This is a genomic window from Pseudomonas sp. GW821-FHT09C09 (assembly GCF_059418105.1).
The window spans coordinates 786,638-813,475 of sequence record NZ_JBWKPF010000003.1; the positions used below are offsets into that span (position 1 = coordinate 786,638).

Sequence of the window (26,838 nt, forward strand, 5' to 3'; positions counted from 1 at the left end):
GCTAGCGCCGTCGGAGACCCTTGCAATGCCTGACCAAGATGTACGCTTGCAACACCTGAAAGTTTGGCTCGATGAACAGTTGGCGACCCTTTTTGCCGAACAGGGCTGGGGTGCCGTACCCCCGGCCACGTTGACCGCGGCCAGCAGCGACGCGAGTTTCCGCCGTTATTTCCGCTGGAAAGGAGCCGGTCGCAGTTTCGTCGTGATGGACGCACCGCCCCCCCAGGAAAACTGCAAACCGTTCGTGGATATCGCCTTTTTGCTGGCGAAATCCGGTATCAACGTGCCGAAAATTTATGCAGAAGACCTCGATCGCGGATTTCTTTTGCTCAATGACCTGGGCAACAAGACCTATCTCGACGTGATCAATGGCGAAAATGCCGACGCATTGTTCAGCGACGCCTTGCAGGCACTATTGGCATTTCAGCAGTTGCCGATGGTGGCACCGCTGCCGAGCTATGATGTTGCGCTGCTGCGCCGTGAGCTGGAACTGTTCCCCGAGTGGTACGTGAAGCGCGAGCTGGGTGTGGAATTCGACGCCACGCAACAGCAGCAATGGCAGCAGGTCAGCGATCTGCTGATCGACAGCGCGCTGGCCCAGCCTAAAGTGCTGGTGCACCGCGACTACATGCCGCGCAACCTGATGCTCAGCGAACCGAACCCCGGCGTGCTGGATTTCCAGGACGCGGTGTACGGCCCGGTGACCTACGACGTGACCTGCCTGTTCAAGGATGCCTTCCTCAGCTGGCCTGAAGAACGTGTGCGCGGCTGGCTCGAAAGCTACTGGCAGCAGGCGACGGCACTCAACATTCCGGTACAGCCGGATTTCGAAGATTTCCTGCGCGCCAGCGACCTGATGGGTGTACAGCGTCACTTGAAGGTCATCGGGATCTTCGCCCGCATCTGTCACCGCGATGGCAAGCCTCGATACCTGGCCGACGTGCCGCGTTTCTTCGCTTATATAGAAGCGGTGATCGCACGCCGTCCGGAGTTGGCGCAACTGCAGGCGCTGCTGGTCAGCCTGCGTGCCGGAGTGACGGCATGAAGGCAATGATTCTGGCGGCCGGCAAAGGCGAGCGCATGCGCCCGCTGACCCTGACCACCCCCAAACCGCTGGTGCGTGCCGCTGGCGTGCCATTGATCGAGTATCACCTGCGCGCCCTCGCGGCGGCGGGTTTCAGCGAAATCGTGATCAACCATGCCTGGCTCGGCCAGCAGATCGAAGATTACCTGGGCGACGGCTCGCAATTCGGCCTGAGCATCCGTTATTCGCCCGAAGGCGAGCCGCTGGAGACTGGTGGTGGCATCTTCCGCGCCTTGCCGCTGCTCGGTGACGAAGCGTTCCTGGTGGTCAACGGTGATATCTGGACCGATTACGATTTCAGCGTGCTGCACCAGCCGATCTCCGGACTGGCGCATCTGGTGCTGGCGGACAACCCGGCCCATCACCCGAGCGGTGACTTCAGTCTGATCGGTGATCAGGTACAGGACGGCCAACCGGATGCGCCGACCCTGACCTACAGCGGTATCGCCGTGCTTCATCCGCAACTGTTCGACGGCTGCACGGACGGCGCCTTCAAACTGGCACCATTGCTGCGCAAAGCCATGGCGGACGGGCAGGTCAGCGGTGAGCGACTGAAAGGTCAGTGGGTCGATGTCGGTACGCACGAGCGTCTGGCCGAAGCCGAAACCTTGATAGAAGCGAGTCGCTGATATGTTGTGGCCAGGGACTCTGATTGGAGCCGGAGCGGGTTTTGCTATCGCCAGCATTCCGGGGGCCATGCTTGGGGCTTTGTTGGGGCAGGCGCTGGATCGGCGCCTGCATTTACAGAGCTGGGGACATTTGCGGGAAAAACTCGGCGGCCAGCCGATGCTGCGCAACGACGAGTTGTTGTTCGTCCTGCTCGGGCGTCTGGCCAAGAGCGACGGGCGGGTCACCGACGGGCATATCCAGCAGGCGCGTCAGGAGATGCGCGCACTGGACATGAGCGAGCCGGCGCAGCGCCGGGCCATTGCCGCGTTCAATCGCGGCAAGTCCGGCGGTGACCGTTTGCGCGGTTATCTGCGGCGTCTAAGTGCTCAACCCCATGCTGCCGAAGGGGTGTTGCGTGCCTGCTGGCGGATGGTCTGGGCCGACGGTCGGGCCGGCAGCAGCGAGCGCGAATTGCTGGCGCAATGGGGCAAGTGGCTGGGCTGGACGACTCACCAGATTCAGGCGCTGGCGGCGGATTACGAGCCGCACAAGCGTCCGATCGTCAGCGCGGCGGTGAGTTATCAGGATGCGATGCGACTGCTCGGCGTGTCGGCGACCAGCGAACCGGCACAGATTAAACGCGCCTATCGTCGCCTGCTCAGTCGTCATCATCCGGACAAGGTGGCCGGGGCGGGGGCGACGGCGGCCCAGGTGCTCGAGGCGACTGAAAAGACCCGTGAATTGCACAATGCCTACACATTGATTCGCGAGCGGCGGGATTTCCGCTAGATGAAAAAAGATCGCAGCCCAGGCTGCGATCTTTTTTTGTGTGGTCGGTCAGTCCGGGTTTTGCGGATTCAACCAGCCGCGCACCCGGCGGAACAATTGCTCCTGCTCGGCCTTGTTGTCGGGCAGCGCCTTGAGCGCGACCTGGCTGAACGACGACGTCTTCAAGCGCTTGCTGGCCTGCAAACGTTCCAGCGCGGCGTTGCGATCCAGCGGCTTGTCCATATAGAAGATATCGGCCGTCGGCAGCTTCAGCAGTGGCGTCAGTTCTGCAAGTTCAGGCTTGGCCTTGGGCGGCACTTGCGCGGCGACCATCAGCAGCTTTTCCACTTGCGCGGTCTGCTTTTCGTTGAGGAAACGTGCGGCCCAATAGGCGCCAGTGCCGTGGCCGAGGACCACGATGCTGTGCGCGCCTTGCTGTTCGGCGTAGGCAATCGCCGCGTCGATGCGGGCGAAGATGCGCTCGGCGTCGGCCTTGGCCTGTTCTTCGGTGGTCTCGGCAACAACCTTGTCAGCCACATCGGCTTCACCACCGGCGGCTTGCTCGATCGGTTGGGCGGTGGTCGAATCCTTGCTGCCTGCATCGGCGGTTTTCGGCGCTACGGGTGCTTCGACCACGCGCGGTGCGATGGCATCGCTTTGCAGGTCGGGCAGGGTGATACTCAGGCTGTTCCACTCGACGTCCGGCAATTTACGCCGCAGCGGGCCGATCGCCTGGGGCCAGTCAGCGGTTTCGCCGGCACCGGGGATGAGGATTGCCACGCCTTTGGGGTCGGCGGTGTTGGCCGGTTTCCACAGGGCGAGGAAGGTTTCGCTGCCGGCCTGCAACTGTTGTTGTTCCTGGGTCGGGACTTTGCGTTCGAGTGCCGAGGCTTCTTCCTGACTACGCTCAAGCAGTGGCTGGCGTTCGACCGGTTTTTCTTCGGCGGGTTTTTCCGCGGCAGGGGCGGGTGCCGGATCGGCGGCTTCGACGGAAAAGGCACAAGGCAGGATCAGCGACAGGCACAATGCTGGCATTGCCAGGCGAGAGACAGGGGGCATCGGTTATTCCAGGCCAGAAAGTATCCCGGCAGCCTAATGGGTTGGTCAGAATTTGTCAGTGTATGGGATTTCAATGATGCGTTTTTGCTGCCTGTGGGTTATCGGCTGTCTGGCGTTTCCCTTGATGGGCTGGGCCGCGCCTGCGCCGCCGAGCCATGTTGCGCAGCTGTCGGCGAGCCAGCATCAGTGGCTGGCCGAGCACAATGAACTGCGTGTCGGCCTGATTCTGCAGGCGCCGTACGCACAATACGACCGGCGCTTGCAGCGGCTGTCCGGGGCCAATGTCGAGTTGATGAAGTGGATGGCCAAGGCCCTCGACATCGAACTCAGCTGGCGCAACTTCCCCGATCTGGAACAACTCGAAGCCGCTGCGCGGGACGGCGAGATCGATATCGCCCCGGGCCTGACCCAGACACCTGGCTCACTGCGTCTCTGGCAATTCTCCGATCCCTATATGCGCGTGCCGCAACTGGTGGTCAGCGATCAGAAAGTCAGCAGTTCGGTCGAGCTGGAAAAACTCGACAGCCAGTCTCGGGTAGCCGTGCGCATGCCCAGCGTCACCGCTGATTACCTGCGCGGCAACTATCCCCATCTGAATCTGCAAGGCGTACCGCTGGAGCGTCAGGCGTTGCAGTTGCTGTTGAGTCAGCAGGCGTCTTACGCGGTGGTGGACGAAGCGCAATTGGGGCGGCTGTCGACAGAGCCGGAGTTTGCCGGGCTGGTAGTGGTCGGCGACATCGGTTTGCCGCAACTGCTGCGGGTCGCCACCCGTCGTGACTGGCCGGAGCTGGCCGGGATCGTCGAAAGCGCCTTGCGGGCGATCCCGGCGAAAGATCTGGAGCGCCTGCACACGCAATGGCTGCAACCCAAATACCCGAGGCTCTCGGAATCGCCGGGGTTCTGGCAGAACCTGAGCCTGTTGTTCGCCGTGTTGCTGCTCAGTTGTGCGGCGATTGTTTTTTGGCAGCGGCGTCAGCAACGCAGTCTCGAACAACGCCTGCTCGCCGCCCGGGAAGACATCGCCCTGCGCGCGGCCAGCGAAGAAGCCTTGCGCCTGACCCAGTTTTCCATCGACCAGAGCACCGTCGGCATTCTCTGGGTCAACTGGGACAGCCACGTGCGTTACGCCAACCGAGCGGCGGAACACATGCTCGGTTATCCACAGGGCGCACTGATCGAGCGACCGCTGATCGATTTCGAACCTGGCCTGCACATGGATCGCTGGCTCAATTTGTGGAAGCGCGCCAGGGCCAGCGAAGAAGGGCCCCTCAGTTTCGAGACGAACTGCGTGCGGGCCGATGGCAGTGTTTTGCCAGCGGATGTGTCGCTGAGTTTTCTGCGCTTTCGCGACAGCGAATATCTGGTGGTTTATCTCACTGACGTCACCGAACGCCGGCGGGCCCTGGCCGCGTTGCAGGAAAGCGAGGCGCGCTTGCAGGGCATCGCCGCCAACGTGCCGGGGCTGGTGTTCCGTCTGGAGCGGGCGCCGGTGACCGGGCAGATCGACTTTGCCTACATCAGCGAGGGCAGCGAAAGTCTGGTGGGCTACGCACCGGCCGCCATCGCCCATCGCGACATGGGTTTGCGCAGCCTGGTGCACCCGGACGACAAGGCCGGCTATCACCAGACTCAGGACCATGCGCTGGACACCGACAGTGACTGGTCGTGGCAGGGGCGGATCCTGACGCGCCAGGGCGAACAGCGCTGGGCCGAGATCAAGGCCATCACTCGGCAACTGGAGGACGGCGCCTATGTCTGGGACGGCATCGTCTGGGACATCACCGAAAGCAAGCGTATCGAACTGGAGCTGGCGGCATCGCGGGAGCAGTTGCGCGAGCTTTCCGCGCATCTGGAAAGTGTCCGTGAAGAAGAGAAGGCGCGCATCGCCCGCGAAGTTCACGATGAGTTGGGGCAGATGTTGACGGTGCTGAAACTGGAGACATCGATGTGCGAACTGGCCTACGCGCAACTCGACCCCGGTCTGAACGAACGCCTGAACAGCATGAAGCGCCTGATCGCCCAGTTGTTCCAGTTGGTGCGCGATGTGGCGACGGCATTGCGCCCGCCGATCCTCGATGCCGGGATCGCCTCGGCGATCGAGTGGCAGGCCCGGCGTTTCGAGGCGCGCACGCAGATTCCGTGTCTGGTGCAGGTGCCGGACAATCTGCCGCCGCTCAGCGACGCCAAGGCCATCGGCCTGTTCCGCATCCTGCAGGAGGCGCTGACCAACGTCATGCGCCACGCCCGGGCGCATACTGTGGAGCTTACGCTGGCGCTGGAGGGCACCGATTTGTGTCTGACAGTCAGCGATGATGGCGTAGGATTTGTCGCCGCTGCGGGCAGGCCGACATCCTTTGGGCTGGTGGGCATGCGCGAGCGGGTGTTGATCATGGGCGGGCAGTTGTCACTCGACAGCGCGCCGGGCGAGGGCACCACACTGAGCGTGCGGGTGCCTCTGGATGAGGAGAAGTAAGTGATCCGTGTACTGGTAGCCGAAGACCACACCATCGTTCGCGAAGGCATCAAGCAATTGATCGGCCTGGCCAAGGATCTGCAAGTGGTGGGGGAGGCAAGCAATGGCGAGCAATTGCTTGAGACCTTGCGCAATGTGCCTTGCGAGGTGGTGCTGCTGGATATTTCCATGCCCGGGGTCAACGGGCTGGAAGCGATTCCGCGTATCCGCGCACTGAACAATCCACCGGCGATTCTGGTGCTGTCGATGCACGACGAGGCGCAGATGGCTGCCCGGGCGCTGAAGGTCGGCGCCGCCGGGTATGCGACCAAGGACAGCGACCCGGCGCTGCTGCTGACGGCGATCCGCAAGGTCGCAGCCGGTGGGCGCTACATCGACCCGGAACTGGCCGACCGGATGGTCTTCGAAGTCGGCCTGACCGATGCGCGGCCGCTGCATTCGTTGCTGTCCGAACGCGAGTTCTCGGTGTTCGAACGCCTGGCCCAGGGCGCCAACGTCAACGACATCGCCCAGCAACTGGCCCTGAGCAGCAAGACCATCAGCACCCACAAGGCGCGGCTGATGCAGAAACTCAACATCACCTCACTCGCCGAACTGGTGAAGTATGCGATGGAGCACAAGCTCCTTTAATCCGCATATCCAATAGCGACAGGCGTTTTTACCGGTTCCTGCGGCTGGAACTTCAGGGCCGCCACCTGACGTGTCCAAACGCGCCATCCTTGTAGGGCAATCCCTACCCCCGGCCTTCCATCCGGCTGAGGCGATTCTCTCCTGCGCCCCGATTTGCGTGACTGCATGCAGCCACTAGGCTTAATCCCACAGCAGTCATCAATAACAAAGGTGTGGGTATGAGCCAGGTCGAATCAAACGCAGGGGCCAGTGATGTGCTGGTCAGCTTTCGTGGAGTGCAGAAGAGCTACGACGGCGAGAACCTGATCGTCAAAGACCTCAACCTGGACATCCGCAAGGGCGAGTTTCTCACCCTGCTCGGGCCGTCCGGCTCCGGCAAGACCACCAGCCTGATGATGCTCGCCGGTTTCGAAACACCGACTGCCGGGGAAATCCTCCTGGCCGGGCGCGCGATCAACAACGTGCCGCCGCACAAGCGCGACATCGGCATGGTGTTCCAGAACTACGCGCTGTTCCCGCACATGACCGTGGCCGAAAATCTGGCGTTTCCGTTGACCGTGCGTGGCCTGAACAAGAGCGACGTCAGCGACAAGGTCAAGAAAGTCCTGAGCATGGTCCAGCTCGATGCCTTCGCTTCGCGCTATCCGGCGCAACTTTCCGGTGGTCAGCAACAGCGTGTGGCACTGGCCCGTGCGCTGGTGTTCGAGCCGCAACTAGTGCTGATGGACGAACCCCTCGGCGCCCTCGACAAACAGCTGCGCGAACACATGCAGATGGAGATCAAACACCTGCACCAGCGCCTCGGCGTGACTGTGGTCTACGTGACCCACGACCAGGGCGAAGCCCTGACCATGTCCGACCGCGTTGCCGTGTTCCATCAGGGCGAAATCCAGCAGATCGCACCGCCGCGAACCCTCTACGAAGAACCGAAAAACACCTTCGTCGCCAACTTCATCGGAGAGAACAACCGCCTCAACGGTCGCCTGCTCAGCCAGAGCGGCGAGCGCTGTGTGGTCGAGCTGGGGCGTGGGGAAAAGGTCGAGGCGCTGGCGGTCAACATCGGCCAGACCGGTGAGCCGGTCACCCTGTCGATCCGGCCGGAGCGCGTCAGCCTCAACGGTTCGAGCGATCAATGCGTCAACCGCTTCTCCGGGCGGGTGGCCGAATTCATCTATCTGGGCGACCACGTCCGGGTGCGCCTGGAAGTCTGCGGCAAGACCGACTTCTTCGTGAAACAACCGATTGCCGAGCTCGATCCAGCGCTCGCGGTCGGCGACGTGGTTCCGCTTGGCTGGCAGGTCGAACACGTTCGTGCACTCGACCCACTTCTAGAGGCGCATTAATCGCCCCGGCAATACCAACACCAACCCTGCACGTGGAGAGAACAATAAATGTTGAGATCCCTGAAGTTCACAGCCCTGACCCTGGGCCTGATGGGTGCGGCAAGCGCAATGGCCGCCGGCCCGGATCTGACCGTGGTGTCGTTTGGCGGGGCGAACAAGGCGGCGCAAGTCAAAGCCTTCTACGCACCGTGGGAAGCGGCGGGCAACGGCAAGATCGTCGCGGGTGAGTACAACGGTGAGATGGCCAAGGTCAAAGCCATGGTCGATACCAAGAGCGTGTCCTGGGATCTGGTTGAGGTTGAATCGCCGGAACTGTCCCGTGGCTGCGACGAAGACATGTTCGAGCAGCTCGATCCTGCGCTGTTCGGCAAGACCGAAGACTACGTCAAAGGCGCGATCCAGCCGTGCGGAGTGGGCTTCTTCGTATGGTCGACCGTACTGGCCTACAACGCCGACAAGCTGAAAACCGCACCGACCAGCTGGGCGGATTTCTGGGACACCAAGAAATTCCCGGGCAAGCGCGGCCTGCGTAAAGGCGCCAAGTACACCCTCGAATTCGCACTGATGGCCGACGGCGTTGCGCCGAAAGACGTCTACAAGGAACTGGCCAGCAAGAACGGCCAGGACCGTGCGTTCAAGAAACTGGATGAGCTGAAACCGAACATCCAGTGGTGGGAAGCCGGCGCCCAGCCACCGCAGTACCTCGCCTCCGGTGACGTGGTCATGAGCTCGGCCTACAACGGCCGGATCGCTGCGGTGCAGAAGGAATCCAACCTGAAAGTGGTGTGGAACGGCGGCATCTACGACTTCGACGCATGGGCCATCCCGAAAGGCCTGGACGCCAAGCGTGCGGAAGCAGCGAAGAAATTCATCGCCTATTCGGTGCAGCCGCAGCAGCAGAAGACCTACTCGGAAAACATCGCCTACGGTCCGGCCAACTCCCAGGCCGTGCCTTTGCTGGACAAGGCGATCCTGAAAGACATGCCGACCACCCCGGAAAACATCGCCAACCAGGTGCAGATCGACGTCAGCTTCTGGGCTGACAACGGTGAGCAGCTGGAGCAGCGTTTCAACGCCTGGGCTGCGAAGTAAGTAGAGGGCTCGCCCTCCTGTGGGAGCGAGCCTGCTCGCGATTGCGGTGTGTCAGTCGGCATCAATGTTGAGTCCGAAAACGCTATCGCGAGCAGACTCGCTCCCACATTTTCGATTGATCAAAGATTTGCGGAGTACGTCATGGCTATCGCCGTTCCCCTGAACGAGGGCAACAGCCCCACCTTGAAGCAGCGGCTCAAGCACGCCGAGCGGGTTAACCGCTGGAAGGCCCAGGCGCTGATTGCGCCACTGGTGCTGTTTCTGTTGCTGGTGTTCCTGGTGCCGATCGTGGCGCTGCTCTACAAAAGCGTCGGCAACCCGGAAGTCGTGGGCGGCATGCCACGCACCGTGGCGGCCATCGCCAGTTGGGACGGTCGCGGACTGCCCGCTGAACCGGTCTACAAGGCCGCCGGCGAAGATCTCGCCGAGGCCCGCAAAAACCAGACCCTGGGCGATCTGTCCAAGCGCCTGAACATGGAGTTGGCCGGCTATCGCAGCCTGCTGACCAAAACCGCCCGCTCGCTGCCATTCGCCAGCGAACCGGCCTCTTATAAAGAAGCGCTGGAAGGCCTCGACGAACGCTGGGGCGATCCGGCCTATTGGCAAGCGGTGAAGCGCAACACCAGCAGCATCACGCCGTTCTACCTGCTGGCGGCAGTGGATCATCGCATCGACGACCTCGGCGAACTGGCCCCGGCCACCCCGGATCAGGCGATCTACCTCGACATTTTCGCCCGGACCTTCTGGATGGGTCTGATCATCACCGTGATCTGCCTGGTGCTCGCTTATCCGCTGGCGTACCTGCTGGCCAACCTGCCTTCGCGTCAAAGCAACCTGTTGATGATTCTGGTGCTGCTGCCGTTCTGGACTTCGATCCTGGTGCGGGTCGCGGCGTGGATCGTGTTGCTGCAATCCGGCGGATTGATCAACAGCGCGCTGATGGCAATGGGCATCATCGATAAACCGCTGGAACTGGTGTTCAACCGCACCGGGGTCTACATCTCGATGGTGCACATCCTGCTGCCGTTCATGATCCTGCCGATCTACAGCGTGATGAAAGGCATCTCGCCGACCTACATGCGTGCCGCGATTTCCCTGGGCTGCCATCCGTTCGCCAGTTTCTGGCGGGTGTACTTCCCGCAGACTTATGCCGGTGTCGGCGCCGGTTGCCTGTTGGTGTTCATCCTCGCCATCGGCTACTACATCACCCCGGCGCTGCTGGGCAGCCCGAACGATCAGATGGTCAGCTACTTCGTCGCGTTCTACACCAACACCAGCATCAACTGGGGCATGGCCACTGCGCTTGGCGGTTTGTTGCTGCTGGCGACCGTGGTGCTTTATCTGATTTACAGCTGGCTGGTGGGCGCCAGTCGCCTGCGCCTGAGCTAAGGGGAATTTGAAATGCTGAGTCCTTATATGTCGCCCGTCGAGCGGGTGTGGTTCTACAGCTTGCGGATCCTCTGCGGCTTGATTCTGTTGTTCCTGATCCTGCCGGTGCTGGTGATCGTGCCGCTGTCGTTCAACTCGGGCAGTTTCCTGGTGTACCCGCTGCAGGGCTTTTCGCTGCACTGGTATCAGGACTTCTTCGCCTCGGCGGAATGGATGCGTTCGCTGAAGAACAGCATCATCGTCGCCCCGGCCGCGACCGTACTGGCGATGGTGTTCGGCACGCTGGCGGCCATCGGCCTGACCCGTGGCGACTTTCCCGGCAAGGCGCTGGTGATGGCGCTGGTGATTTCGCCGATGGTGGTGCCGGTGGTGATCATCGGTGTAGCGAGTTATCTGTTCTTCGCGCCGCTGGGGCTGGGCAACAGTTTCTTCTCGCTGATCGTCGTGCACGCGGTGTTGGGTGTGCCGTTCGTGATCATTACGGTGTCGGCGACCTTGCAGGGCTTCAACCACAACCTGGTGCGGGCGGCGGCCAGCCTTGGGGCCTCGCCGCTTGTGACATTCCGCCGGGTGACCTTGCCGCTGATTGCGCCGGGGGTGATTTCCGGTGCGCTGTTTGCCTTTGCGACATCGTTCGATGAAGTGGTGGTGACGCTGTTCCTTGCCGGCCCTGAGCAGGCGACGTTGCCTCGGCAGATGTTCAGCGGGATTCGCGAGAACCTGAGCCCGACCATCGCGGCGGCTGCAACTCTGCTGATTGCCTTCTCGGTGATCCTGTTGCTGACGCTGGAATGGTTGCGTGGGCGGAGTGAGAAGCTGCGTACGGCTCAAGTCTGACGACTGCAAGATCCGGGTTGTCTGCCATTCATGCGCTGAATGACAGACAACCCCAATTCCCCAGCTACGCTTGTGCTCAGCTCCCACATCTATAAGAGGCTGCGCACGATGAGTCTTTCCTCGTTCAAGATCGCTCACAAACTGATCACCGGCGCCGGGGCCATCGAGCAACTGGCGGCCGAACTCACGCGGCTGGACATCGACAACCCGCTGATCGTCACCGATGCCGCGCTGGTCAAGTCCGGCACGGTGGAGCTGGCGCTGGCGCAGATCGGCGAGCGCGAGTACGAAATCTTCGACCGGGTGCTGCCGGATCCGGAAATCGCCATCGTCGAGGACTGCATGCGCGTCTATCGCGAGGGCGGGCATGACGGGCTGATCGGCCTCGGTGGCGGCAGTGCCATCGACATCGCCAAGAGTGTCGCGGCGTACGCCGGTTATCACGGCGCGCTGGAAGATCTGTTCGGCGTCGATCAGGTGCCGCGCAAAGGCCCGCCGCTGATCGCCATCCCGACCACGGCCGGCACCGGTTCCGAGGTGACCAACGTGGCGATTCTTTCGGACAAGGCCGCCCAGTTGAAGAAGGGCATTGTCAGCGACTACCTGTTGCCGGACGTGGCGCTGGTCAGTCCGCAAATGACCCTGACCTGTCCGCGCAGCGTCACTGCTGCCAGTGGCGTTGATGCCCTGGTGCATGCCATCGAGTCCTATCTGTCCCTCAACGCCTCGCCGATCACCGATTCGCTGGCCATCGGCGCAATCAAGCTGATCGCCCGATCTTTACCCAAGGCCTACGCCAATCCGTCCAACCTGCAGGCCCGGGAAGACATGGCCACCGCCAGCCTGATGGCCGGCATGGCGTTCGGCAATGCCGGGGTCGGCGCGGTGCATGCGCTGGCGTATCCGCTGGGCGGGCGCTTCAACATTGCCCACGGCGTCAGCAATGCGCTGTTGCTGCCGTATGTCATGACCTGGAACAAGATGGCCTGCGTCGAACGGATGCAGGATATTGCCGAAGCCATGGGGGTGAAGACCGCTCATCTGAGTCTCAACGAAGCGGCCGACAGCGCCGTCGCGGCGATGACCGAACTGTGTGCTGCGGTGGAAATCCCGCTGGGTCTGCGCAGTTTCGGCGTGCCCGAAGACGCGATTCCGGCCATGGCCGTAGAGGCCGCGGGGATCGAGCGGCTGATGCGCAACAACCCGCGCAAGCTCAGCGCTGGCGACATCGAGAAGATCTACCGGGCGGCGTACTGAGAACCCGCCGGTCATCGGTCATGGCACAACCCAATCATCGCGGTCACGGTGCGCGCGCGGAAACTTGAGGTATACAATGCGCGCCATCGTGATTTAGCTCAGAAAAGGTGCGTCATGCAGCCCTTCGTTATTGCTCCGTCGATTCTCTCCGCCGACTTCGCCCGCCTGGGCGAGGAAGTGGACAACGTTCTGGCCGCCGGTGCCGACTTCGTCCACTTCGATGTCATGGACAACCACTACGTGCCGAACCTGACCATCGGCCCGATGGTCTGCGCCGCGCTGCGCAAGTACGGCATCACCGCGCCGATCGACGCACACCTGATGGTCAGCCCGGTGGATCGCATCGTCGGCGACTTCATCGAGGCCGGCGCCACCTACATCACCTTCCACCCGGAAGCCACGCTGCACGTCGACCGTTCGCTGCAACTGATCCGTGAAGGCGGCTGCAAATCCGGCCTGGTGTTCAACCCGGCGACCCCGCTGGACGTGCTCAAGTACGTGATCGACAAGGTCGACATGGTCTTGCTGATGAGCGTCAACCCGGGCTTCGGCGGGCAGAAATTCATCCCCGGCACCCTCGACAAGCTGCGCGAAGCGCGCGCGATCATCGATGCCTCGGGCCGTGACATCCGCCTGGAAATCGATGGCGGCGTCAACGTCAACAACATCCGTGAAATCGCCGCTGCCGGCGCCGACACCTTCGTGGCCGGCTCGGCGATCTTCAATGCGCCGAACTATCAGGAAGTCATCGACAAGATGCGTTCCGAACTGGCGCTGGCTCGCCCATGAGCGGTTTTGAGCAGCTGTTCCCGGGGCAACTGCCGCGGTTGGTGATGTTCGATCTGGATGGCACGCTGATCGACTCGGTTCCCGACCTGGCGGCGGCGGTGGATAACATGCTGCTCTCCCTCGGGCGCAAGCCTGCCGGTATCGAGTCGGTGCGCGAGTGGGTCGGCAACGGTGCGCCGGTGCTGGTGCGCCGCGCCTTGGCCGGCGGCATCGACCATTCCGCCGTGGATGACGTCGAAGCCGAGCATGCGCTGGAGGTGTTCATGGAAGCCTACGGCGCCAGCCATGAGCTGACCGTGGTCTATCCCGGCGTGCGCGACACCCTGAAATGGCTGCACAAGCAGGGCGTGGCCATGGCGCTGATCACCAACAAGCCGGAGCGCTTCGTCGCGCCGTTGCTGGATCAGATGAAGATCGGCCGCTACTTCAAGTGGATCATCGGCGGCGATACCCTGCCGCAGAAGAAGCCCGATCCGGCGGCGCTGTTCTTTGTCATGAAGATGTCCGGCATTCCGGCCTCGCAATCGCTGTTCGTCGGCGACTCCCGCAGCGACGTGCTGGCGGCGAAAGCGGCGGGGGTCAAATGTGTCGCGCTGAGTTATGGCTATAACCATGGCCGGCCGATTGCCGAGGAATCCCCGGCACTGGTGATCGACGATCTGCGCAAGCTAATTCCAGGTTGCCTGGATACGGCCGCTGAGATAACGTTGCCCGACGCTTCTCAATCCCCTTCTGGAAACGCCATCGTGGTGGTCACCCGCAAACTCTGGATGAAAGTCATCAAGGCCCTGGCCCGCTGGCGTTGGCGCGCCTGACTTGTTCCTGGCCGGCCTGCCGGCGCGTTTGCACACCTGACTGATTTGCACCTCACACCACGAGGCACCCTATGATCCGCGAAGAATTCCTGCGTCTGGCCGCTGACGGCTACAACCGCATCCCGCTGGCCTGCGAAACCCTGGCCGACTTCGACACCCCGCTGTCGATCTACCTGAAACTGGCCGACCAGCCCAACTCCTACCTGCTCGAATCGGTGCAGGGCGGCGAGAAATGGGGCCGTTACTCGATCATCGGCCTGCCGTGCCGCACCGTGCTGCGGGTTCATGACCATCACGTCAGCATCACCGTCGATGGCGTCGAGACCGAAAGCCACGACGTCGAAGACCCGCTGGCCTTCGTCGAAACCTTCAAGGCCCGCTACAACGTACCGACCATTGCCGGTCTGCCGCGCTTCAACGGCGGTCTGGTGGGCTACTTCGGTTACGACTGCGTGCGTTATGTAGAGAAGCGTCTCGGCAAATGCCCGAACCCGGATCCGCTGGGCGTGCCGGACATTCTGCTGATGGTCTCCGATGCGGTGGTGGTGTTCGACAACCTCGCCGGCAAGATGCACGCGATCGTGCTGGCCGACCCGGCGCAGGCCGATGCCTATGAGCAGGGTCAGGCCCAGTTGCAGGAACTGCTGGAAAAACTGCGTCAGCCGATCACTCCGCGCCGTGGCCTGGACTTCAGCAAGCAGCAGGCGGCCGAGCCGGTGTTCCGCTCCAGTTTCACCCAGGATGACTACGAAAAAGCCGTCGACACCATCAAGGAATACATCCTCGCCGGTGACTGCATGCAGGTCGTGCCGTCCCAGCGCATGTCGATCGACTTCAAGGCCGCGCCGATCGATCTGTACCGCGCGCTGCGTTGCTTCAACCCGACGCCGTACATGTACTTCTTCAACTTCGGCGATTTCCACGTCGTCGGCAGTTCGCCGGAAGTGCTGGTGCGGGTCGAAGACAACCTGATCACCGTGCGCCCGATTGCCGGCACCCGTCCTCGCGGGGCTACCGAAGAGGCGGACGTGGCGCTGGAAGAGGACCTTCTGTCCGACGACAAGGAAATCGCCGAGCACCTGATGCTGATCGACCTTGGTCGCAACGACACCGGTCGCGTTTCGGAAATCGGTTCGGTGAAACTCACCGAGAAAATGGTCATCGAGCGTTATTCCAACGTGATGCACATCGTGTCCAACGTCACCGGCCAGTTGAAATCCGGCCTGACCGCCATGGACGCACTGCGGGCGATCCTGCCGGCGGGCACCCTGTCCGGGGCGCCGAAGATCCGTGCGATGGAAATCATCGACGAACTGGAACCGGTCAAGCGTGGCGTGTATGGCGGCGCGGTCGGTTACTTCGCCTGGAACGGCAACATGGACACCGCCATTGCGATCCGTACCGCCGTGATCAAGAACGGCGAGCTGCACGTGCAGGCCGGTGGCGGCATCGTTGCCGACTCGGTACCGGCGCTGGAATGGGAAGAAACCATCAACAAGCGTCGGGCGATGTTCCGTGCCGTTGCGCTGGCGGAGCAAACCCCGGACTGAATGACGGGGTTCAGCCATAAAAAAACGCGGCGCCTGTGAGGGCGCCGCGTTTTTTATTGCCGACTGATCAGAAGTCGAGACTTACGCCAACATTGACCCCTTGCTGGGTAAAGTCGTCATCCTTGCGAATGTTGTAGCTGGCGCGAAGAGCGACTTCCTTGGTGAGGTTGTGGCTGACGCCCAGGTTCAGGCGGTTGAGGTTGGTCTGCGGCGTGTAGCCTTCCAGGGTGTAGCGGTTGTTCGGCAGGCTGTTGAGGTTCATCGTCAGATCCTGGGCGTCGTCGTTGTATTCGCGCTCGTGGGCGAATTCGCCGAAGACCTGGGTCTGTGCAGTGATCTGGTATTTGCCCTGGATGCCGAGACCAAGACGACGGGAGTTGCGCGACTGGTCATCGAAGGTCAGCGCTGTGGCGTCCGCGCCTTTTTCCGAGTAGCCATCCACTTCGACCTTGCCGAAATCGGCGCTGACGAAAGGCGACAGGTGCCATGGGCTGCTCGCCTCAGGCGCAATGTCGTAGCCGACGCGGCCGCCGATGGCCAGTACGTAGCCGTCGGTATCGCCTTTCTCGCCGCGTTCGTTGACCCCGAGCTGGAACTTGCGCTTCAGGCTGTCGTAGTCCAGATGTCCGGCGGTAACGGCCAGGTCACCCCACCAGCGATTTTGCTGGTACTGGGCGAACGCGGTGCCCATGTAGGAATTGAGCTTGTACTCGGAGTCGTTGTCGCCGGCTTCGATTTTCTGGTGATAGAAACCCGCCGCCACACCCACGCGCCAGGCGTCGTCGAGACGGTAGCTGCCACCGATGTTCAGGTTGTAACCGTTGCCGTCGGCGCTTGCCCCGGCGTGCTGGTCGTCGAAGTCCTGATGCTGGCCGCCAGCGGAGACAATCGCCCGCCATTGGCCAACGCCCTGCCAGTTTTCCCAGTCGGCCAGCCATTGATTGCGCAGTTCATCCTGATGCGCGCGCAACGTGCCCTGGGCCATTTCCGGCAGCAGGGTCAGCTCCCACGGCGCAGCCAGCAACGAGTAGGCGTAGTCGGCAATCAGCCGTTGCCCGGCTTCGGTCGGGTGCACCGAGTCGTTGTAGATCAGCTTGGTCGGATCTGGCGTAGCGCTGTTGATCCCGTACCGGGCGTTCTCGGTACAGCTATCGCCGCTGAAGCAGGTAGCGACCAGATTCTGATCGGTGGCCAGACCGAACTGTGCCGGGTTGGCAAACGCCTCCTTGAGCAGGACCGGAATATTCAGCGGAATAACGTTGGCATTGACCGTCTGCAGTTGGCTCACCAGTTCGGTGTTGAACTGAGCGCTGAGTTGCGACGTGAAGCCTTGCAACGGTGAGCCGTTGATGGCCGGGGTCAGGCCGATGTCCGGCAACAGCCAGACCATGATGTAGCGGGCGCCCGCGCCTTGCAGGGTGCGTACGCTATCGACCAGTCGGTCGGCGGCAGCATTGGCCTGAGGGAGACTGGTGACGCGCCCCTGCAGGAAGTCGTTGCCGCCTCCGGTCAGGTAATACAGCGCATTCGGGTCGGCGCGGAAGCCGTTCGACGGCAGGTAGCCGGCACGGGTGCGTTCACCGCTGGCGGACGTAGTGGTGATCGAGTCGAGAATCTGGTCGGTGCGATAGCCGCCGACCGCCCAGTTATTGCCATCCGGCAACCCCTGGCCGGCGCGTACCGCCGAATCCGCGGAAGCGGTCTGATTCGGCGTGAAGCCCAGGCGGCCGCCAATCAGTTGGGTGGCGTTGAGCGAGTAGAACTCTCCGCTGCCGTCCTGATAGTTGGGGCCGGTGCGGTTGGTAAACCGTTTGACCGAGCCGGCGGGACCATCCGGATCGGAAAACGTCCCTGCGTCGCTGAGACTGTCACCGAAGACAACGAAATTCGAATAAGGATTGGGTGCGGCGTTCGCCTGGGCGCACGCCATCGCGAGCAGGCATCCGGCGAGCGGTACAAACAACGTCTGTTTGATCATGAGCAAGTCCGTTTATTTATTGTTGTATGGAACGAAACGACAGTACCAAAAACTTCCGGCGTTTTGCCATCGGTCGTCAACCCTCCCATAGTTTTCCCCCCGTCAGGCCCGGCCATATTGCACGCTCTGCCCAGCTAAGTTACTGTGCGGGAACGTATGAACGAGACCTTCCCCGTGTTGATCACCAGCAAACTTCTGGATCAAGTCATCAAGGCACACGCCCGCTGGCGTTGGCGCGCCTGAATCTTTTCTGCCGGCCCCGCCGGATCTGTATCGCTCTGCCTTCCTTGCCCGTTTGATATGCCGCCTTGCCGTCGCCACTTGCGCGTCCGACTTTGTGCAGCGTCCTGGCAAGTCATCCGAAGGCTGTTTCCAAGTCAGAATTCAAGAGGTTCGAAACGCCATGTTGCTGATGATCGACAACTACGACTCCTTTACTTACAACGTTGTGCAATACCTCGGCGAGCTGGGTGCCGAGGTCAAGGTCGTGCGCAACGACGAACTGACCATTGCCGAAATCGAAGCGCTCAACCCGGAGCGAATCGTGGTGTCCCCCGGTCCGTGCACGCCGACCGAAGCCGGCATCTCCATCGAAGCCATCAAACACTTCGCCGGCAAACTGCCGATCCTCGGCGTCTGCCTCGGCCATCAGTCCATCGGCCAGGCCTTTGGCGGTGATGTGGTACGTGCCCGCCAAGTGATGCACGGTAAGACTAGCCCGGTATTCCACGAGGACAAGGGTGTTTTTGCCGGTCTGAATCGTCCGCTGACCGTCACCCGCTATCATTCCCTGATCGTCAAGCACGAGACCTTGCCCGATTGTCTGGAACTGACCGCGTGGACTCAGCACGATGACGGCTCGGTCGATGAAATCATGGGCCTGCGTCACAAGACCCTGAACATCGAGGGCGTACAGTTCCACCCGGAATCGATCCTCACCGAGCAGGGCCATGAACTGTTCGCCAACTTCCTCAAACAAACCGGCGGCACGCGCTAAGGACTCTCCATGAATATCAAGACAGCCCTGAGCCGTATCGTCGATCACCTCGACCTCAGCACCGAAGAAATGCGCGACGTGATGCGCGAAATCATGACCGGCCAATGCACCGATGCGCAGATCGGCGCGTTCATGATGGCCATGCGCATGAAGAGCGAAAGCATCGACGAAATCGTCGGTGCGGTGTCGGTGATGCGCGAGCTGGCGGACCAGGTCGAACTCAAAACCCTCGACGGCGTGGTCGATGTAGTCGGCACCGGCGGTGACGGTGCGAACATTTTCAACGTTTCCACGGCTTCGGCTTTTGTCGTTGCCGCTGCCGGCTGCACCGTGGCCAAGCACGGCAACCGCGCAGTGTCGGGCAAGAGCGGCAGCGCTGACCTGCTGGAAGCGGCCGGGATCTACCTCAACCTGACCCCGGTTCAAGTGGCGCGTTGCATCGACAACGTCGGCATCGGTTTCATGTTTGCCCAGACTCACCACAAAGCCATGAAGTACGCCGCCGGCCCGCGTCGCGACCTGGGCTTGCGTACCCTGTTCAACATGCTCGGCCCGCTTACGAATCCGGCCGGCGTCAAACACCAGGTAGTCGGCGTCTTCACTCAGGCGCTGTGCCGGCCATTGGCCGAAGTCTTGCAGCGTCTGGGCAGCAAGCATGTGCTGGTGGTGCATTCGAAGGATGGCCTGGACGAGTTCAGTCTCGCCGCACCAACTTATGTGGCCGAGCTGAAGAACAACGAGATCACCGAGTATTGGGTCGAGCCGGAAGATCTGGGCATGAAGAGCCAGAGCCTGCACGGCCTGTCGGTCGAAGGCCCGGAAGCTTCGTTGGCGTTGATCCGCGATGCACTGGGCAAGCGCAAGACCGAGAACGGCCAGAAGGCTGCGGAAATGATCGTGCTCAATGCCGGTGCAGCGCTGTACGCCGCTGACCTGGCGACAAGTCTGAAAGAAGGCGTGGCACTGGCCCACGACGCTCTGCACACCGGTCTCGCTCGGGAGAAACTCGAGGAGTTGGGTGCCTTTACCGCGGTATTCAAAGTGGAGAATGAGGGATGAGTGTACCGACGGTTCTGGAAAACATTCTGGCCCGCAAGGTTCAGGAGGTCGCCGAGCGTAGCGCCCGTGTGAGCCTGAGCGAGCTGGAAAGTCTGGCCAAGGCGGCCGATGCACCCCGCGGTTTTGCCCAGGCATTGCTGGCGCAGGCCAAGAAGAAACAACCGGCCGTGATCGCCGAAATCAAGAAGGCGTCGCCGAGCAAAGGCGTGATCCGCGAGAACTTCGTTCCCGCCGACATCGCCAAAAGCTACGAGAAGGGCGGGGCGACCTGCCTGTCGGTACTGACCGATATCGACTACTTCCAGGGCGCTGATGCTTACCTGCAACAGGCCCGCGCCGCGTGCTCGTTGCCGGTGATCCGCAAGGACTTCATGATCGATCCGTACCAGATCGTCGAGGCCCGTGCCTTGGGCGCCGACTGTGTGCTGCTGATCGTCTCCGCGCTGGATGACATGAAAATGGCCGAGCTGGCTTCGGTGGCCAAAGGCGTCGGCCTCGATGTGCTGGTAGAAGTCCACGACGGCGATGAGCTGGAGCGTGCACTGAAGACTCTCGATACGCCGCTGGTCGGGGTCAACAACCGTAACCTGCACACCTTTGACGTGAGCCTGGAAACCACCCTCGACCTGCTGCCGCGCATTCCGCGCGATCGACTGGTGATCACCGAGAGCGGCATCCTCAACCGTGCCGATGTCGAACTGATGGAAATCAGCGACGTTTACGCGTTCCTGGTCGGCGAAGCGTTCATGCGCGCCGAAAGCCCGGGCATTGAACTGCAACGTCTGTTCTTCCCGGAGCGCGGCGTTCCGGTGAGCGGTTCGACCCTCGACTGAGTTTCGGTAGACCGAGTCGAACCCAATCGCGAGCAGGCTCGCTCCCACATGGATAACGCTGAACCCTGTGGGAGCGAGCCTGCTCGCGATGACGGCCTGAGAAGCTCTACAGATTGAACTGTCTGGCGGATAACTTGATGACTCCAACCTCCCTGACCATCGAAGTCGGCCTGCAAGCCGAGCAGGATCTGCTGGCCTCGGTCTGCGCCGGTGATGCCGAATTCGGTCTGCTGTTCTGGCAGCCGAGCGATCGCGCGCTGGTCATGCCTCGCCGTTTGAATCGCCTCCCCGGATTCGATCACGCCTGCGAAGTATCCGCCGCTGCCGGTTGGCCGGTGTTGCTGCGTGAAACCGGCGGTGAACCAGTTCCGCAATCGGCGTCCACGATCAACATTGCACTGGTCTACGCACCGCCTCGCAGCGAAGGCGATCTGAACCGCATCGAAACCGGCTACCGGCGTCTGTGTGATCCGATCTGTCAGTTGCTGGATGAGTTGGGTGGCGCGTCGTCGCTGGGTGAAATCGACGGTGCGTTCTGCGACGGTCGTTTCAACGTCAACCTCGACGGCCGCAAGATGGTCGGCACCGCTCAGCGTTGGCGCCAGAGTCAGGGTGGGCAGCGCCCGGTTGGCCTGGTGCACGGTGCGATGCTGCTGGAGGACGAGCGCGAATCGATGGTCGCGGCGGTCAACCGCTTCAATGAAACATGTGGCCTGGAGCAACGGGTGCGCGCCGCCAGCCATATCGCGCTGCATGAGAAGTTCCCGGCGCCCCATGCCTTGGCGCGTCTCGATGAGCTCTTTCGTTTGATGCTGGCGCAGATCTACGCCGGCTGAATTTTCGAACTCAGCGAGTGCCGAAGACCACCATGGTCTTGCCCTTCACATCCACCAGGTTGCGTTCCTCAAGATCCTTGAGCACGCGACCGACCATCTCCCTCGAACAACCGACAATCCGCCCGATTTCCTGACGGGTGACCTTGATCTGCATGCCGTCCGGGTGGGTCATCGCGTCGGGTTGCTTGCATAGCTCCAGCAAGCAGCGAGCAACACGACCCGTGACATCGAAGAACGCCAAGTCGCCGACCTTGCGCGTGGTGTTGCGCAAGCGTTGTGCGATTTGTCCGCTGAGCACGTAAAGAATGTCTGGATCCTGCTGCGACAATTCACGGAATTTGGCGTAGCTGATCTCCGCGACTTCGCACTCGACCTTGGCCCGCACCCAGGCACTGCGCTCCTGTTCCTGGCCAGCCTGTTCGAACAGGCCCAGCTCACCGAAGAAATCCCCGGCATTCAGGTACGCGATGATCATCTCGCGGCCGTCGTCGTCCTCGATCAGGATCGTGACCGAGCCGCGGATGATGAAGTACAGCGTGTCCGAGCGATCCCCGGCGCAGATGATGTTGCTCTTGGCCGCATGGCGCCGGCGCTGGCAATGCATCAGCAGCTTGTCGAGGTTCTTGATTTTGGGTGTGGGGGTAATACCAACCATGGTTGTATCCCGAAAAGACTGCACGGTTATATTTGGTTTTTATATGAGGCGCTGAGGCGATCGCTACAAATACTGACTGGGCGCCAGTGAATTGGCGCCAGCTTACCAGACACTTCGTCGAAAATTCGAGAAATTACCTACGCAGTAAAGGCATCGGTCCTAGGATCACCGCTCACAGTCAAACCGGGGCCCTGTGCTAAGCTGGCGACCCTTTTTTCTACAGTGGAGTCTTGGCGATGAAGGCACGCATCCAATGGGCTGGCGAAGCCATGTTCCTCGGCGAATCCGGCAGCGGTCATGTCGTGGTCATGGACGGTCCGCCGGACGCCGGTGGTCGCAATCTGGGTGTTCGCCCGATGGAGATGCTCCTGCTGGGCGTTGGCGGTTGCAGCAATTTCGATGTGGTCAGCATTCTGAAGAAGTCCCGTCAGGCCGTTGAAAGCTGCGAGGCTTTCCTGGACGCCGAACGTGCGACCGAAGATCCGAAGGTGTTCACCAAGATTCACATGCACTTCGTGGTAAAGGGTCGTGGCCTGAAAGAAGCCCAGGTCAAACGCGCCATCGAGCTGTCGGCGGAGAAGTACTGCTCGGCCTCGATCATGCTCGGCGCCGCCGGCGTGGCAATCACCCACGACTACGAAATCGTCGAACTCGGCTGAGCCGACATTCAACTATCATAAAAGCAGTGCAGACTCTGGCGATCCCCCGCTGACGTCTGCATAATGCGCCACTTTTTTCAGGGCAGTGATCGGTCAGCCGACAGGTCATCCGCCTGAACAGATAACCAAAATCGCCATCGCGAAGAGGTGTTAACCGTCCTACGCAGGTGCGTCGTTCGCACTTGACGGGCATGCTTGATCACGCGGCCGGGCCGCATACATAGAGAGTTTTTAACGGTGAAAAGCAAACTCAAGCTCCACGGGTTCAATAACCTGACAAAGACCTTGAGCTTCAACATCTATGACATCTGCTACGCGGAAACCCCGCAAGACCAGCAGGCTTACGTCGAGTACATCAATCAAGAGTACAACGCCGAACGCCTGACGCAGATCCTCACGGAAGTTGTCGAAATCATTGGTGCCAACATTCTGAACATTGCCAGTCAGAACTATGAGCCTCAGGGTGCCAGCGTCACGATTCTGATCTCGGAAGAACCGGTCACCCCGACCGAAAGCCAGATCGAAGAGTCCCCGGGTCCGCTGCCGGAAATCATCCTGGCCCACCTCGACAAGAGTCACATCACGGTGCATACCTACCCGGAAATCCATCCGGACGCCGGTATTGCGACGTTCCGTGTAGACATCGATGTGTCGACCTGTGGTGTCATTTCACCGCTCAAAGCGCTCAACTTCCTCATTCACCAGTTCGATTCGGACATCGTGACCGTGGATTACCGTGTGCGCGGCTTCACCCGTGACGTTGAAGGCAACAAGCACTTCATCGACCACGAGATCAACTCGATCCAGAACTACCTTTCCGAAGACACCCGCGACGCGTACCAGATGACCGACGTGAACGTGTACCAGGAAAACCTGTTCCACACCAAAATGCTGCTGAAGAACTTCGAACTGGATAACTACCTGTTCGGCGATGCCACCAGCAACCTGTCGTCCGAGCAACGTGCTCAGGTGACCGAGCGTGTGAAGCACGAAATGCTGGAAATTTTTTACGCGCGCAATATGCCGAGCTAAGAAATCCGGGCACAAAAAAAGGCGACTGCTTTGCGGCAGTCGCCTTTTTTATGGGCGTTTTTCAGATCCGGTAGGTGCTCTTGGTCATCACTTTGGCCAGCAGGCTCATGCCGAACTTCACCGGTGCCGGGAAGCGGAAACCGCCAGCCTCCAGCGCACTTTCTGCGTGATGTTCTTCATCGATACGCATCTGCTCCAGAATTGCCCGGGATTTCTCATCCTCGGCCGGCAGTTGTTCCAGATGCTCGTTCAGGTGCTTGCACACCTGATGCTCGGTCGCCGCGACAAAACCGAGGCTGACCTTGTCGCTGATCAGCCCGGCGACTGCGCCGATCCCGAACGACATGCCATAGAACAGCGGATTGAGCACGCTGGTATGGCTGCCCAACTGATGAATACGCTGTTCGCACCAGACCAGGTGATCGATCTCTTCTTCGGCCGCATGCTCCATGGCTTCCCGCACTTGCGGCAGTTTGGCGGTCAGGGCCTGACCTTGGTACAGCGCCTGGGCACAGACTTCGCCGGTATGGTTGATGCGCATCAGGCCGGCGACGTGGCGGGTGTCTTCGTCGCTCATCTGCACGTCGGGCTGCACGATGGCCGGCGACGGACGGTACGGCTGGCCGCTGAAGGGCAGCAGGGTTCGCATCGCGGCATCGGCTTGCAGCAGAAGACGGTCAATGGGCGAGTAGTGACGTTGGGTAGTCATGCTGACCTCCGGGAAGAATCTCGGCGGCCAGTTTAACCGAATCGGCCGGGGAAGGTTTGCGCTGGGTCATGTGGGAGCAGGGCGCCCCCACAGATTTCAAGTCGATCAGCCCGGCGGCCAGTTCATCTGGCGTTGACCGAGTACGTGCATATGAATGTGGTAGACCGTCTGCCCACCCTTTTCATTGCAGTTCATCACCACCCGGAAGCCTTCTTCGCAGCCCAGCTCCAGCGCCAGGCGCTGAGCGGTGAACAGGATGTGCCCGGCCAGTGCCTTGTCGTCTTCGGTCAGGTCGTTGAGGGTGCGCACCGGTTTCTTCGGGATCACCAGAAAATGCACCGGTGCCTGCGGGGCGATGTCGTGGAACGCCAAAACCTGGTCGTCCTCGTAGATGATCTTCGCCGGGATTTCCCGGTTGATGATCTTGGTGAACAGAGTATCCACAGCTGTTTTCTCCGTTGTGTGAGCTGGGCCGAGTGTACCCACGAGGGATCACCACGCCCAGCCAGTTGCCTGCCGGCCCTTCAGCGCGGGCAGTAAGCTTTGTTGACCATGCCGACAATGGTGCGGTTGAGCCAGCGCGACCCCAGTCGCGGCAGAAAGGCGAACCAGCGGTTCCGGCGTCCGGGAATGATGATTGCGCGGTTTTTTTCCAGGGCGCGCACGGTATACAGCGCGACCTCTTCGGGGCTCATCAGCAGTTTGCTGGCGTTGAGTTTTTCGTTGTTCAGTTGCGCCGTACGGAAGAACCCGGTGCGTGTGGGGCCTGGGCATAGCACCGAGACCTTCACCGCGCATTTCTTCAATTCCACTCGCAGCGCTTCGGAAAAGTGCAGAACGTAGGCCTTGCTGGCGTAGTAAGTGCTCATCCATGGGCCGGGATTGAACGCGGCGACCGACGCCACGTTGAGAATCTGCCCGCCACCCTGCAGGGCCATGCTGTTGCCGATTGCGTGGCAGAGGCGGGTGAGGGCGAGGATGTTCACCTCGATCAGATCCTGCTCGGTCATCCAGTCCTGGGCCAGGAACGGGCCGCAGGTGCCGATGCCGGCGCAGTTCACCAGCAGGTCGATCTGCCGGTCACCTTCTTCAAGCTCCAGCAGAAACCCGGACAGGCGCAGCGGCTCGCCCAGGTCGCAGGCGCGGAACAGCACCTCCACGCCAAAACGCTGGGTCAGTTCAATCGCAATGCTTTCCAGCTGATCACGCTGTCGGGCCACCAGAATCAGGCTGCGGCCACGGCGGGCCAGGGCTTCGGCCATGGCCAGGCCGATACCGCTGGAGGCGCCAGTGATCAGAGCGTAACGGGTCATGCAGTTCTCCATCGCAACAGCTCCGCGCCGTGGACGCAGGTGTCACGGCGGGAAGCGCTGTTCATTCTTTCGCAGAGTCTACAGGGGCGGGTGCAGGTTCGGCTGCATCGTCCACCGGATTCGGCACGGGCTCGACTTCGACATCGACCTCATCAGCTGTCACCGAGCCGCTTTCATAACTGCTTTCGAGGCTGGTTTCGTACTCCTGCTGGATGGCGGAAATACCGCCCAGCATTCCACCGACGAAGAACAGGCCGATGAAGACGATCCACAGGGAGCAGAGCACTTTGACGGCGGTGCTGTTCGGCGGCGGCGGTGGGCCATAGCGGTTGGCACCGGTATTGCCCGGCATGACCATGATCACCAGCGGAAAGAAGCTGCCCACGAACGGGACCAGAGTCAGCAGCCAGAGCCAGCCTGACCAGCCGATGTCGTGCAGACGCTGAATGCTGAACAGGATGCCGACGATCGCGAAGGCCAGGAACAGGAAGAAGGCGAAGATACCGCCGATGATCAGGCCGCTGGTCGAGTCGGTGCTCACCAGCCCCAGACCGATCAGCGCGAAAACGCCGACGATCGGCAGGGTTACCAGGCTCAACACCATCGACCATGCCAGGTAACGCAGGCGTCCGATCCGGCCTTCGACACTGAAGGGTTTGAGCGTGGCGAATTCTGCCAGTTGTTCACCGACACTGGCCCGGGGTGGGGCATAGGGGGAGTCAGGTTCTGCCGTCGGGGCGGAGTGTTCCTGCACATCGGACAGATTCAGTTCGATGGCTGTTTCCGGTTCGATTCGGGCGTCGATCCCGGTCTTGCCCAGCGCTTGCAGATAAGCCTGGGCATCGCTGTGCGACAGGTCGCGTTTGAGGGCGACGGCACGTCCATTGAACAGTCGTTCGATGGCGGCCACATCGCTCTTGAACAGATCGGCCAGGTTGAGTTTGGCTGTGGTGATATCGACACCGGGCTGCAGGGCACCGTCGAAAACGATCTTGTAACGGGTTTCGCTCATGGCCGAGGCATCCTTGTCGCGAAGAAATTGAGTTGAGATGTGTCGCAACCGCCAAGTGTA

The 26,838-nt window shown here is 61.3% G+C and carries 26 protein-coding genes; 19 read left to right on the forward strand and 7 right to left on the reverse strand.

Annotated features, from left to right (window positions below; all coding sequences use genetic code 11):
• The first annotated feature begins 25 nt into the window (after positions 1-25).
• From AC07NR_RS13385 to AC07NR_RS13395, 3 genes are read left to right on the forward strand one after another with little or no spacing between them, the layout of a single operon-like run.
• A complete protein-coding gene (locus tag AC07NR_RS13385) occupies positions 26-1,045 on the forward strand; it encodes an aminoglycoside phosphotransferase family protein (protein ID WP_495078745.1) in 1,020 nt (339 codons plus the stop codon).
• Positions 1,042-1,713: an N-acetylmuramate alpha-1-phosphate uridylyltransferase MurU gene (gene murU, locus AC07NR_RS13390; protein WP_248740047.1), complete on the forward strand. Its 672-nt coding sequence runs from the start codon at positions 1,042-1,044 to the stop codon at positions 1,711-1,713. The genes AC07NR_RS13385 and murU overlap by 4 nt, the downstream gene beginning before the upstream one ends.
• A gap of 1 nt (position 1,714) precedes the next feature.
• Positions 1,715-2,482 (forward strand): TerB family tellurite resistance protein, encoded by a 768-nt coding sequence (locus AC07NR_RS13395; protein ID WP_085709224.1) that lies wholly within the window; start codon positions 1,715-1,717, stop codon positions 2,480-2,482.
• A gap of 48 nt (positions 2,483-2,530) precedes the next feature.
• Here AC07NR_RS13395 and AC07NR_RS13400 read toward each other — a convergent pair whose 3' ends face one another.
• On the reverse strand, positions 2,531-3,520 hold the full coding sequence (locus AC07NR_RS13400; RefSeq protein ID WP_495078746.1) for an alpha/beta hydrolase family protein: 990 nt from the start codon (positions 3,518-3,520) through the stop codon (positions 2,531-2,533).
• A gap of 73 nt (positions 3,521-3,593) precedes the next feature.
• Between AC07NR_RS13400 and AC07NR_RS13405 the strand changes: the two genes are divergently transcribed.
• From AC07NR_RS13405 to trpE, 10 genes are all read left to right on the forward strand, one after another.
• Complete coding sequence (locus tag AC07NR_RS13405; protein WP_495078747.1) at positions 3,594-5,993, forward strand: PAS domain-containing sensor histidine kinase; 2,400 nt, start codon at positions 3,594-3,596, stop codon at positions 5,991-5,993.
• Positions 5,994-6,623 (forward strand): response regulator, encoded by a 630-nt coding sequence (locus tag AC07NR_RS13410; RefSeq protein ID WP_460121839.1) that lies wholly within the window; start codon positions 5,994-5,996, stop codon positions 6,621-6,623.
• A gap of 218 nt (positions 6,624-6,841) precedes the next feature.
• Positions 6,842-7,966: an ABC transporter ATP-binding protein gene (locus AC07NR_RS13415; protein WP_085667439.1), complete on the forward strand. Its 1,125-nt coding sequence runs from the start codon at positions 6,842-6,844 to the stop codon at positions 7,964-7,966.
• 48 nt (positions 7,967-8,014) lie between these two features.
• Positions 8,015-9,058, forward strand: coding sequence for an ABC transporter substrate-binding protein (locus tag AC07NR_RS13420; RefSeq protein WP_495078748.1), 1,044 nt, complete (start codon positions 8,015-8,017; stop codon positions 9,056-9,058).
• A gap of 141 nt (positions 9,059-9,199) precedes the next feature.
• Positions 9,200-10,447, forward strand: coding sequence for an ABC transporter permease (locus AC07NR_RS13425; protein ID WP_085709229.1), 1,248 nt, complete (start codon positions 9,200-9,202; stop codon positions 10,445-10,447).
• A 12-nt stretch (positions 10,448-10,459) separates the two neighbouring features.
• The gene (locus tag AC07NR_RS13430; protein WP_085709230.1) at positions 10,460-11,284 is read left to right on the forward strand and encodes an ABC transporter permease; all 825 of its coding nucleotides are present in this window, start codon (positions 10,460-10,462) and stop codon (positions 11,282-11,284) included.
• Positions 11,285-11,392: 108 nt separating this feature from the next.
• Positions 11,393-12,541 carry an iron-containing alcohol dehydrogenase gene (locus tag AC07NR_RS13435; RefSeq protein ID WP_495078749.1) on the forward strand — a complete coding sequence of 383 codons (1,149 nt, stop codon included), beginning with the start codon at positions 11,393-11,395 and terminating at the stop codon, positions 12,539-12,541.
• 114 nt (positions 12,542-12,655) lie between these two features.
• A complete protein-coding gene (gene rpe / locus AC07NR_RS13440; protein WP_003228808.1) occupies positions 12,656-13,330 on the forward strand; it encodes a ribulose-phosphate 3-epimerase in 675 nt (224 codons plus the stop codon).
• Complete coding sequence (locus AC07NR_RS13445; protein WP_085688443.1) at positions 13,327-14,145, forward strand: phosphoglycolate phosphatase; 819 nt, start codon at positions 13,327-13,329, stop codon at positions 14,143-14,145. The genes rpe and AC07NR_RS13445 overlap by 4 nt, the downstream gene beginning before the upstream one ends.
• A gap of 71 nt (positions 14,146-14,216) precedes the next feature.
• Positions 14,217-15,695 carry an anthranilate synthase component I gene (gene trpE, locus AC07NR_RS13450; protein WP_085709232.1) on the forward strand — a complete coding sequence of 493 codons (1,479 nt, stop codon included), beginning with the start codon at positions 14,217-14,219 and terminating at the stop codon, positions 15,693-15,695.
• Between the two features lie 67 nt (positions 15,696-15,762).
• Here the strand turns inward: trpE and estP are convergent, their stop codons facing one another.
• Complete coding sequence (gene estP, locus AC07NR_RS13455; protein ID WP_495078750.1) at positions 15,763-17,673, reverse strand: esterase EstP; 1,911 nt, start codon at positions 17,671-17,673, stop codon at positions 15,763-15,765.
• 403 nt (positions 17,674-18,076) lie between these two features.
• Here estP and AC07NR_RS13460 point away from each other — a divergent pair, with 403 nt between their 5' ends.
• The 4 genes from AC07NR_RS13460 (at position 18,077) to AC07NR_RS13475 (ending at position 21,398) form a co-directional block, all read left to right on the forward strand.
• Entirely contained in the window at positions 18,077-18,670 is a 594-nt protein-coding gene (locus tag AC07NR_RS13460; protein WP_007956309.1) for an aminodeoxychorismate/anthranilate synthase component II, read from the forward strand.
• Positions 18,671-18,679: 9 nt separating this feature from the next.
• The gene (gene trpD / locus AC07NR_RS13465; RefSeq protein ID WP_085709235.1) at positions 18,680-19,729 is read left to right on the forward strand and encodes an anthranilate phosphoribosyltransferase; all 1,050 of its coding nucleotides are present in this window, start codon (positions 18,680-18,682) and stop codon (positions 19,727-19,729) included.
• Positions 19,726-20,562: an indole-3-glycerol phosphate synthase TrpC gene (gene trpC / locus AC07NR_RS13470; RefSeq protein WP_495078751.1), complete on the forward strand. Its 837-nt coding sequence runs from the start codon at positions 19,726-19,728 to the stop codon at positions 20,560-20,562. Before trpD ends, trpC begins: the two co-directional genes overlap by 4 nt.
• Before the next feature lie 137 nt (positions 20,563-20,699).
• Positions 20,700-21,398, forward strand: a complete 699-nt coding sequence (locus AC07NR_RS13475) for a lipoate--protein ligase family protein (RefSeq protein ID WP_423204418.1) — start codon at positions 20,700-20,702, stop codon at positions 21,396-21,398.
• Positions 21,399-21,408: 10 nt separating this feature from the next.
• On the opposite strand, the gene crp is transcribed toward AC07NR_RS13475, so the two are convergent.
• Positions 21,409-22,053 carry a cAMP-activated global transcriptional regulator CRP gene (gene crp, locus AC07NR_RS13480; protein ID WP_085709238.1) on the reverse strand — a complete coding sequence of 215 codons (645 nt, stop codon included), beginning with the start codon at positions 22,051-22,053 and terminating at the stop codon, positions 21,409-21,411.
• Between the two features lie 236 nt (positions 22,054-22,289).
• On the opposite strand from crp, the gene AC07NR_RS13485 reads away from it, so the two are divergent.
• The gene (locus tag AC07NR_RS13485) at positions 22,290-22,712 is read left to right on the forward strand and encodes an OsmC family protein (protein ID WP_016772921.1); all 423 of its coding nucleotides are present in this window, start codon (positions 22,290-22,292) and stop codon (positions 22,710-22,712) included.
• A gap of 237 nt (positions 22,713-22,949) precedes the next feature.
• Positions 22,950-23,744: an adenosylmethionine decarboxylase gene (gene speD, locus AC07NR_RS13490; RefSeq protein ID WP_007956315.1), complete on the forward strand. Its 795-nt coding sequence runs from the start codon at positions 22,950-22,952 to the stop codon at positions 23,742-23,744.
• Positions 23,745-23,805: 61 nt separating this feature from the next.
• Here speD and coq7 read toward each other — a convergent pair whose 3' ends face one another.
• The 4 genes from coq7 to AC07NR_RS13510 form a co-directional block, all read right to left on the reverse strand.
• Positions 23,806-24,453 (reverse strand): 2-polyprenyl-3-methyl-6-methoxy-1,4-benzoquinone monooxygenase, encoded by a 648-nt coding sequence (gene coq7, locus AC07NR_RS13495; protein WP_007956317.1) that lies wholly within the window; start codon positions 24,451-24,453, stop codon positions 23,806-23,808.
• A 105-nt stretch (positions 24,454-24,558) separates the two neighbouring features.
• Positions 24,559-24,897 carry a histidine triad nucleotide-binding protein gene (locus AC07NR_RS13500; RefSeq protein ID WP_003228789.1) on the reverse strand — a complete coding sequence of 113 codons (339 nt, stop codon included), beginning with the start codon at positions 24,895-24,897 and terminating at the stop codon, positions 24,559-24,561.
• 80 nt (positions 24,898-24,977) lie between these two features.
• Positions 24,978-25,766 (reverse strand): SDR family NAD(P)-dependent oxidoreductase, encoded by a 789-nt coding sequence (locus AC07NR_RS13505; protein ID WP_114885857.1) that lies wholly within the window; start codon positions 25,764-25,766, stop codon positions 24,978-24,980.
• Positions 25,767-25,827: 61 nt separating this feature from the next.
• Positions 25,828-26,778: a DUF805 domain-containing protein gene (locus AC07NR_RS13510; protein WP_248740058.1), complete on the reverse strand. Its 951-nt coding sequence runs from the start codon at positions 26,776-26,778 to the stop codon at positions 25,828-25,830.
• Positions 26,779-26,838: the final 60 nt, after the last annotated feature.

What these genes read in the sequence shown, in the direction of transcription:
- rpe (WP_003228808.1), top strand. Translation starts at nt 12,656, where the DNA reads ATGCAGCCCTTCGTTATTGCTCCGTCGATTCTCTCCGCCGACTTCGCC.
- crp (WP_085709238.1), bottom strand. Translation starts at nt 22,053, where the DNA reads ATGGTTGGTATTACCCCCACACCCAAAATCAAGAACCTCGACAAGCTG.
- AC07NR_RS13445 (WP_085688443.1), top strand. Translation starts at nt 13,327, where the DNA reads ATGAGCGGTTTTGAGCAGCTGTTCCCGGGGCAACTGCCGCGGTTGGTG.
- AC07NR_RS13405 (WP_495078747.1), top strand. Translation starts at nt 3,594, where the DNA reads ATGATGCGTTTTTGCTGCCTGTGGGTTATCGGCTGTCTGGCGTTTCCC.
- AC07NR_RS13510 (WP_248740058.1), bottom strand. Translation starts at nt 26,778, where the DNA reads ATGAGCGAAACCCGTTACAAGATCGTTTTCGACGGTGCCCTGCAGCCC.
- AC07NR_RS13385 (WP_495078745.1), top strand. Translation starts at nt 26, where the DNA reads ATGCCTGACCAAGATGTACGCTTGCAACACCTGAAAGTTTGGCTCGAT.
- AC07NR_RS13425 (WP_085709229.1), top strand. Translation starts at nt 9,200, where the DNA reads ATGGCTATCGCCGTTCCCCTGAACGAGGGCAACAGCCCCACCTTGAAG.
- AC07NR_RS13400 (WP_495078746.1), bottom strand. Translation starts at nt 3,520, where the DNA reads ATGCCCCCTGTCTCTCGCCTGGCAATGCCAGCATTGTGCCTGTCGCTG.
- coq7 (WP_007956317.1), bottom strand. Translation starts at nt 24,453, where the DNA reads ATGACTACCCAACGTCACTACTCGCCCATTGACCGTCTTCTGCTGCAA.
- trpE (WP_085709232.1), top strand. Translation starts at nt 14,217, where the DNA reads ATGATCCGCGAAGAATTCCTGCGTCTGGCCGCTGACGGCTACAACCGC.
- trpD (WP_085709235.1), top strand. Translation starts at nt 18,680, where the DNA reads ATGAATATCAAGACAGCCCTGAGCCGTATCGTCGATCACCTCGACCTC.
- AC07NR_RS13475 (WP_423204418.1), top strand. Translation starts at nt 20,700, where the DNA reads ATGACTCCAACCTCCCTGACCATCGAAGTCGGCCTGCAAGCCGAGCAG.
- AC07NR_RS13395 (WP_085709224.1), top strand. Translation starts at nt 1,715, where the DNA reads ATGTTGTGGCCAGGGACTCTGATTGGAGCCGGAGCGGGTTTTGCTATC.
- AC07NR_RS13505 (WP_114885857.1), bottom strand. Translation starts at nt 25,766, where the DNA reads ATGACCCGTTACGCTCTGATCACTGGCGCCTCCAGCGGTATCGGCCTG.
- AC07NR_RS13420 (WP_495078748.1), top strand. Translation starts at nt 8,015, where the DNA reads ATGTTGAGATCCCTGAAGTTCACAGCCCTGACCCTGGGCCTGATGGGT.
- AC07NR_RS13485 (WP_016772921.1), top strand. Translation starts at nt 22,290, where the DNA reads ATGAAGGCACGCATCCAATGGGCTGGCGAAGCCATGTTCCTCGGCGAA.
- AC07NR_RS13460 (WP_007956309.1), top strand. Translation starts at nt 18,077, where the DNA reads ATGTTGCTGATGATCGACAACTACGACTCCTTTACTTACAACGTTGTG.
- trpC (WP_495078751.1), top strand. Translation starts at nt 19,726, where the DNA reads ATGAGTGTACCGACGGTTCTGGAAAACATTCTGGCCCGCAAGGTTCAG.
- AC07NR_RS13415 (WP_085667439.1), top strand. Translation starts at nt 6,842, where the DNA reads ATGAGCCAGGTCGAATCAAACGCAGGGGCCAGTGATGTGCTGGTCAGC.
- murU (WP_248740047.1), top strand. Translation starts at nt 1,042, where the DNA reads ATGAAGGCAATGATTCTGGCGGCCGGCAAAGGCGAGCGCATGCGCCCG.
- AC07NR_RS13430 (WP_085709230.1), top strand. Translation starts at nt 10,460, where the DNA reads ATGCTGAGTCCTTATATGTCGCCCGTCGAGCGGGTGTGGTTCTACAGC.
- AC07NR_RS13435 (WP_495078749.1), top strand. Translation starts at nt 11,393, where the DNA reads ATGAGTCTTTCCTCGTTCAAGATCGCTCACAAACTGATCACCGGCGCC.
- estP (WP_495078750.1), bottom strand. Translation starts at nt 17,673, where the DNA reads ATGATCAAACAGACGTTGTTTGTACCGCTCGCCGGATGCCTGCTCGCG.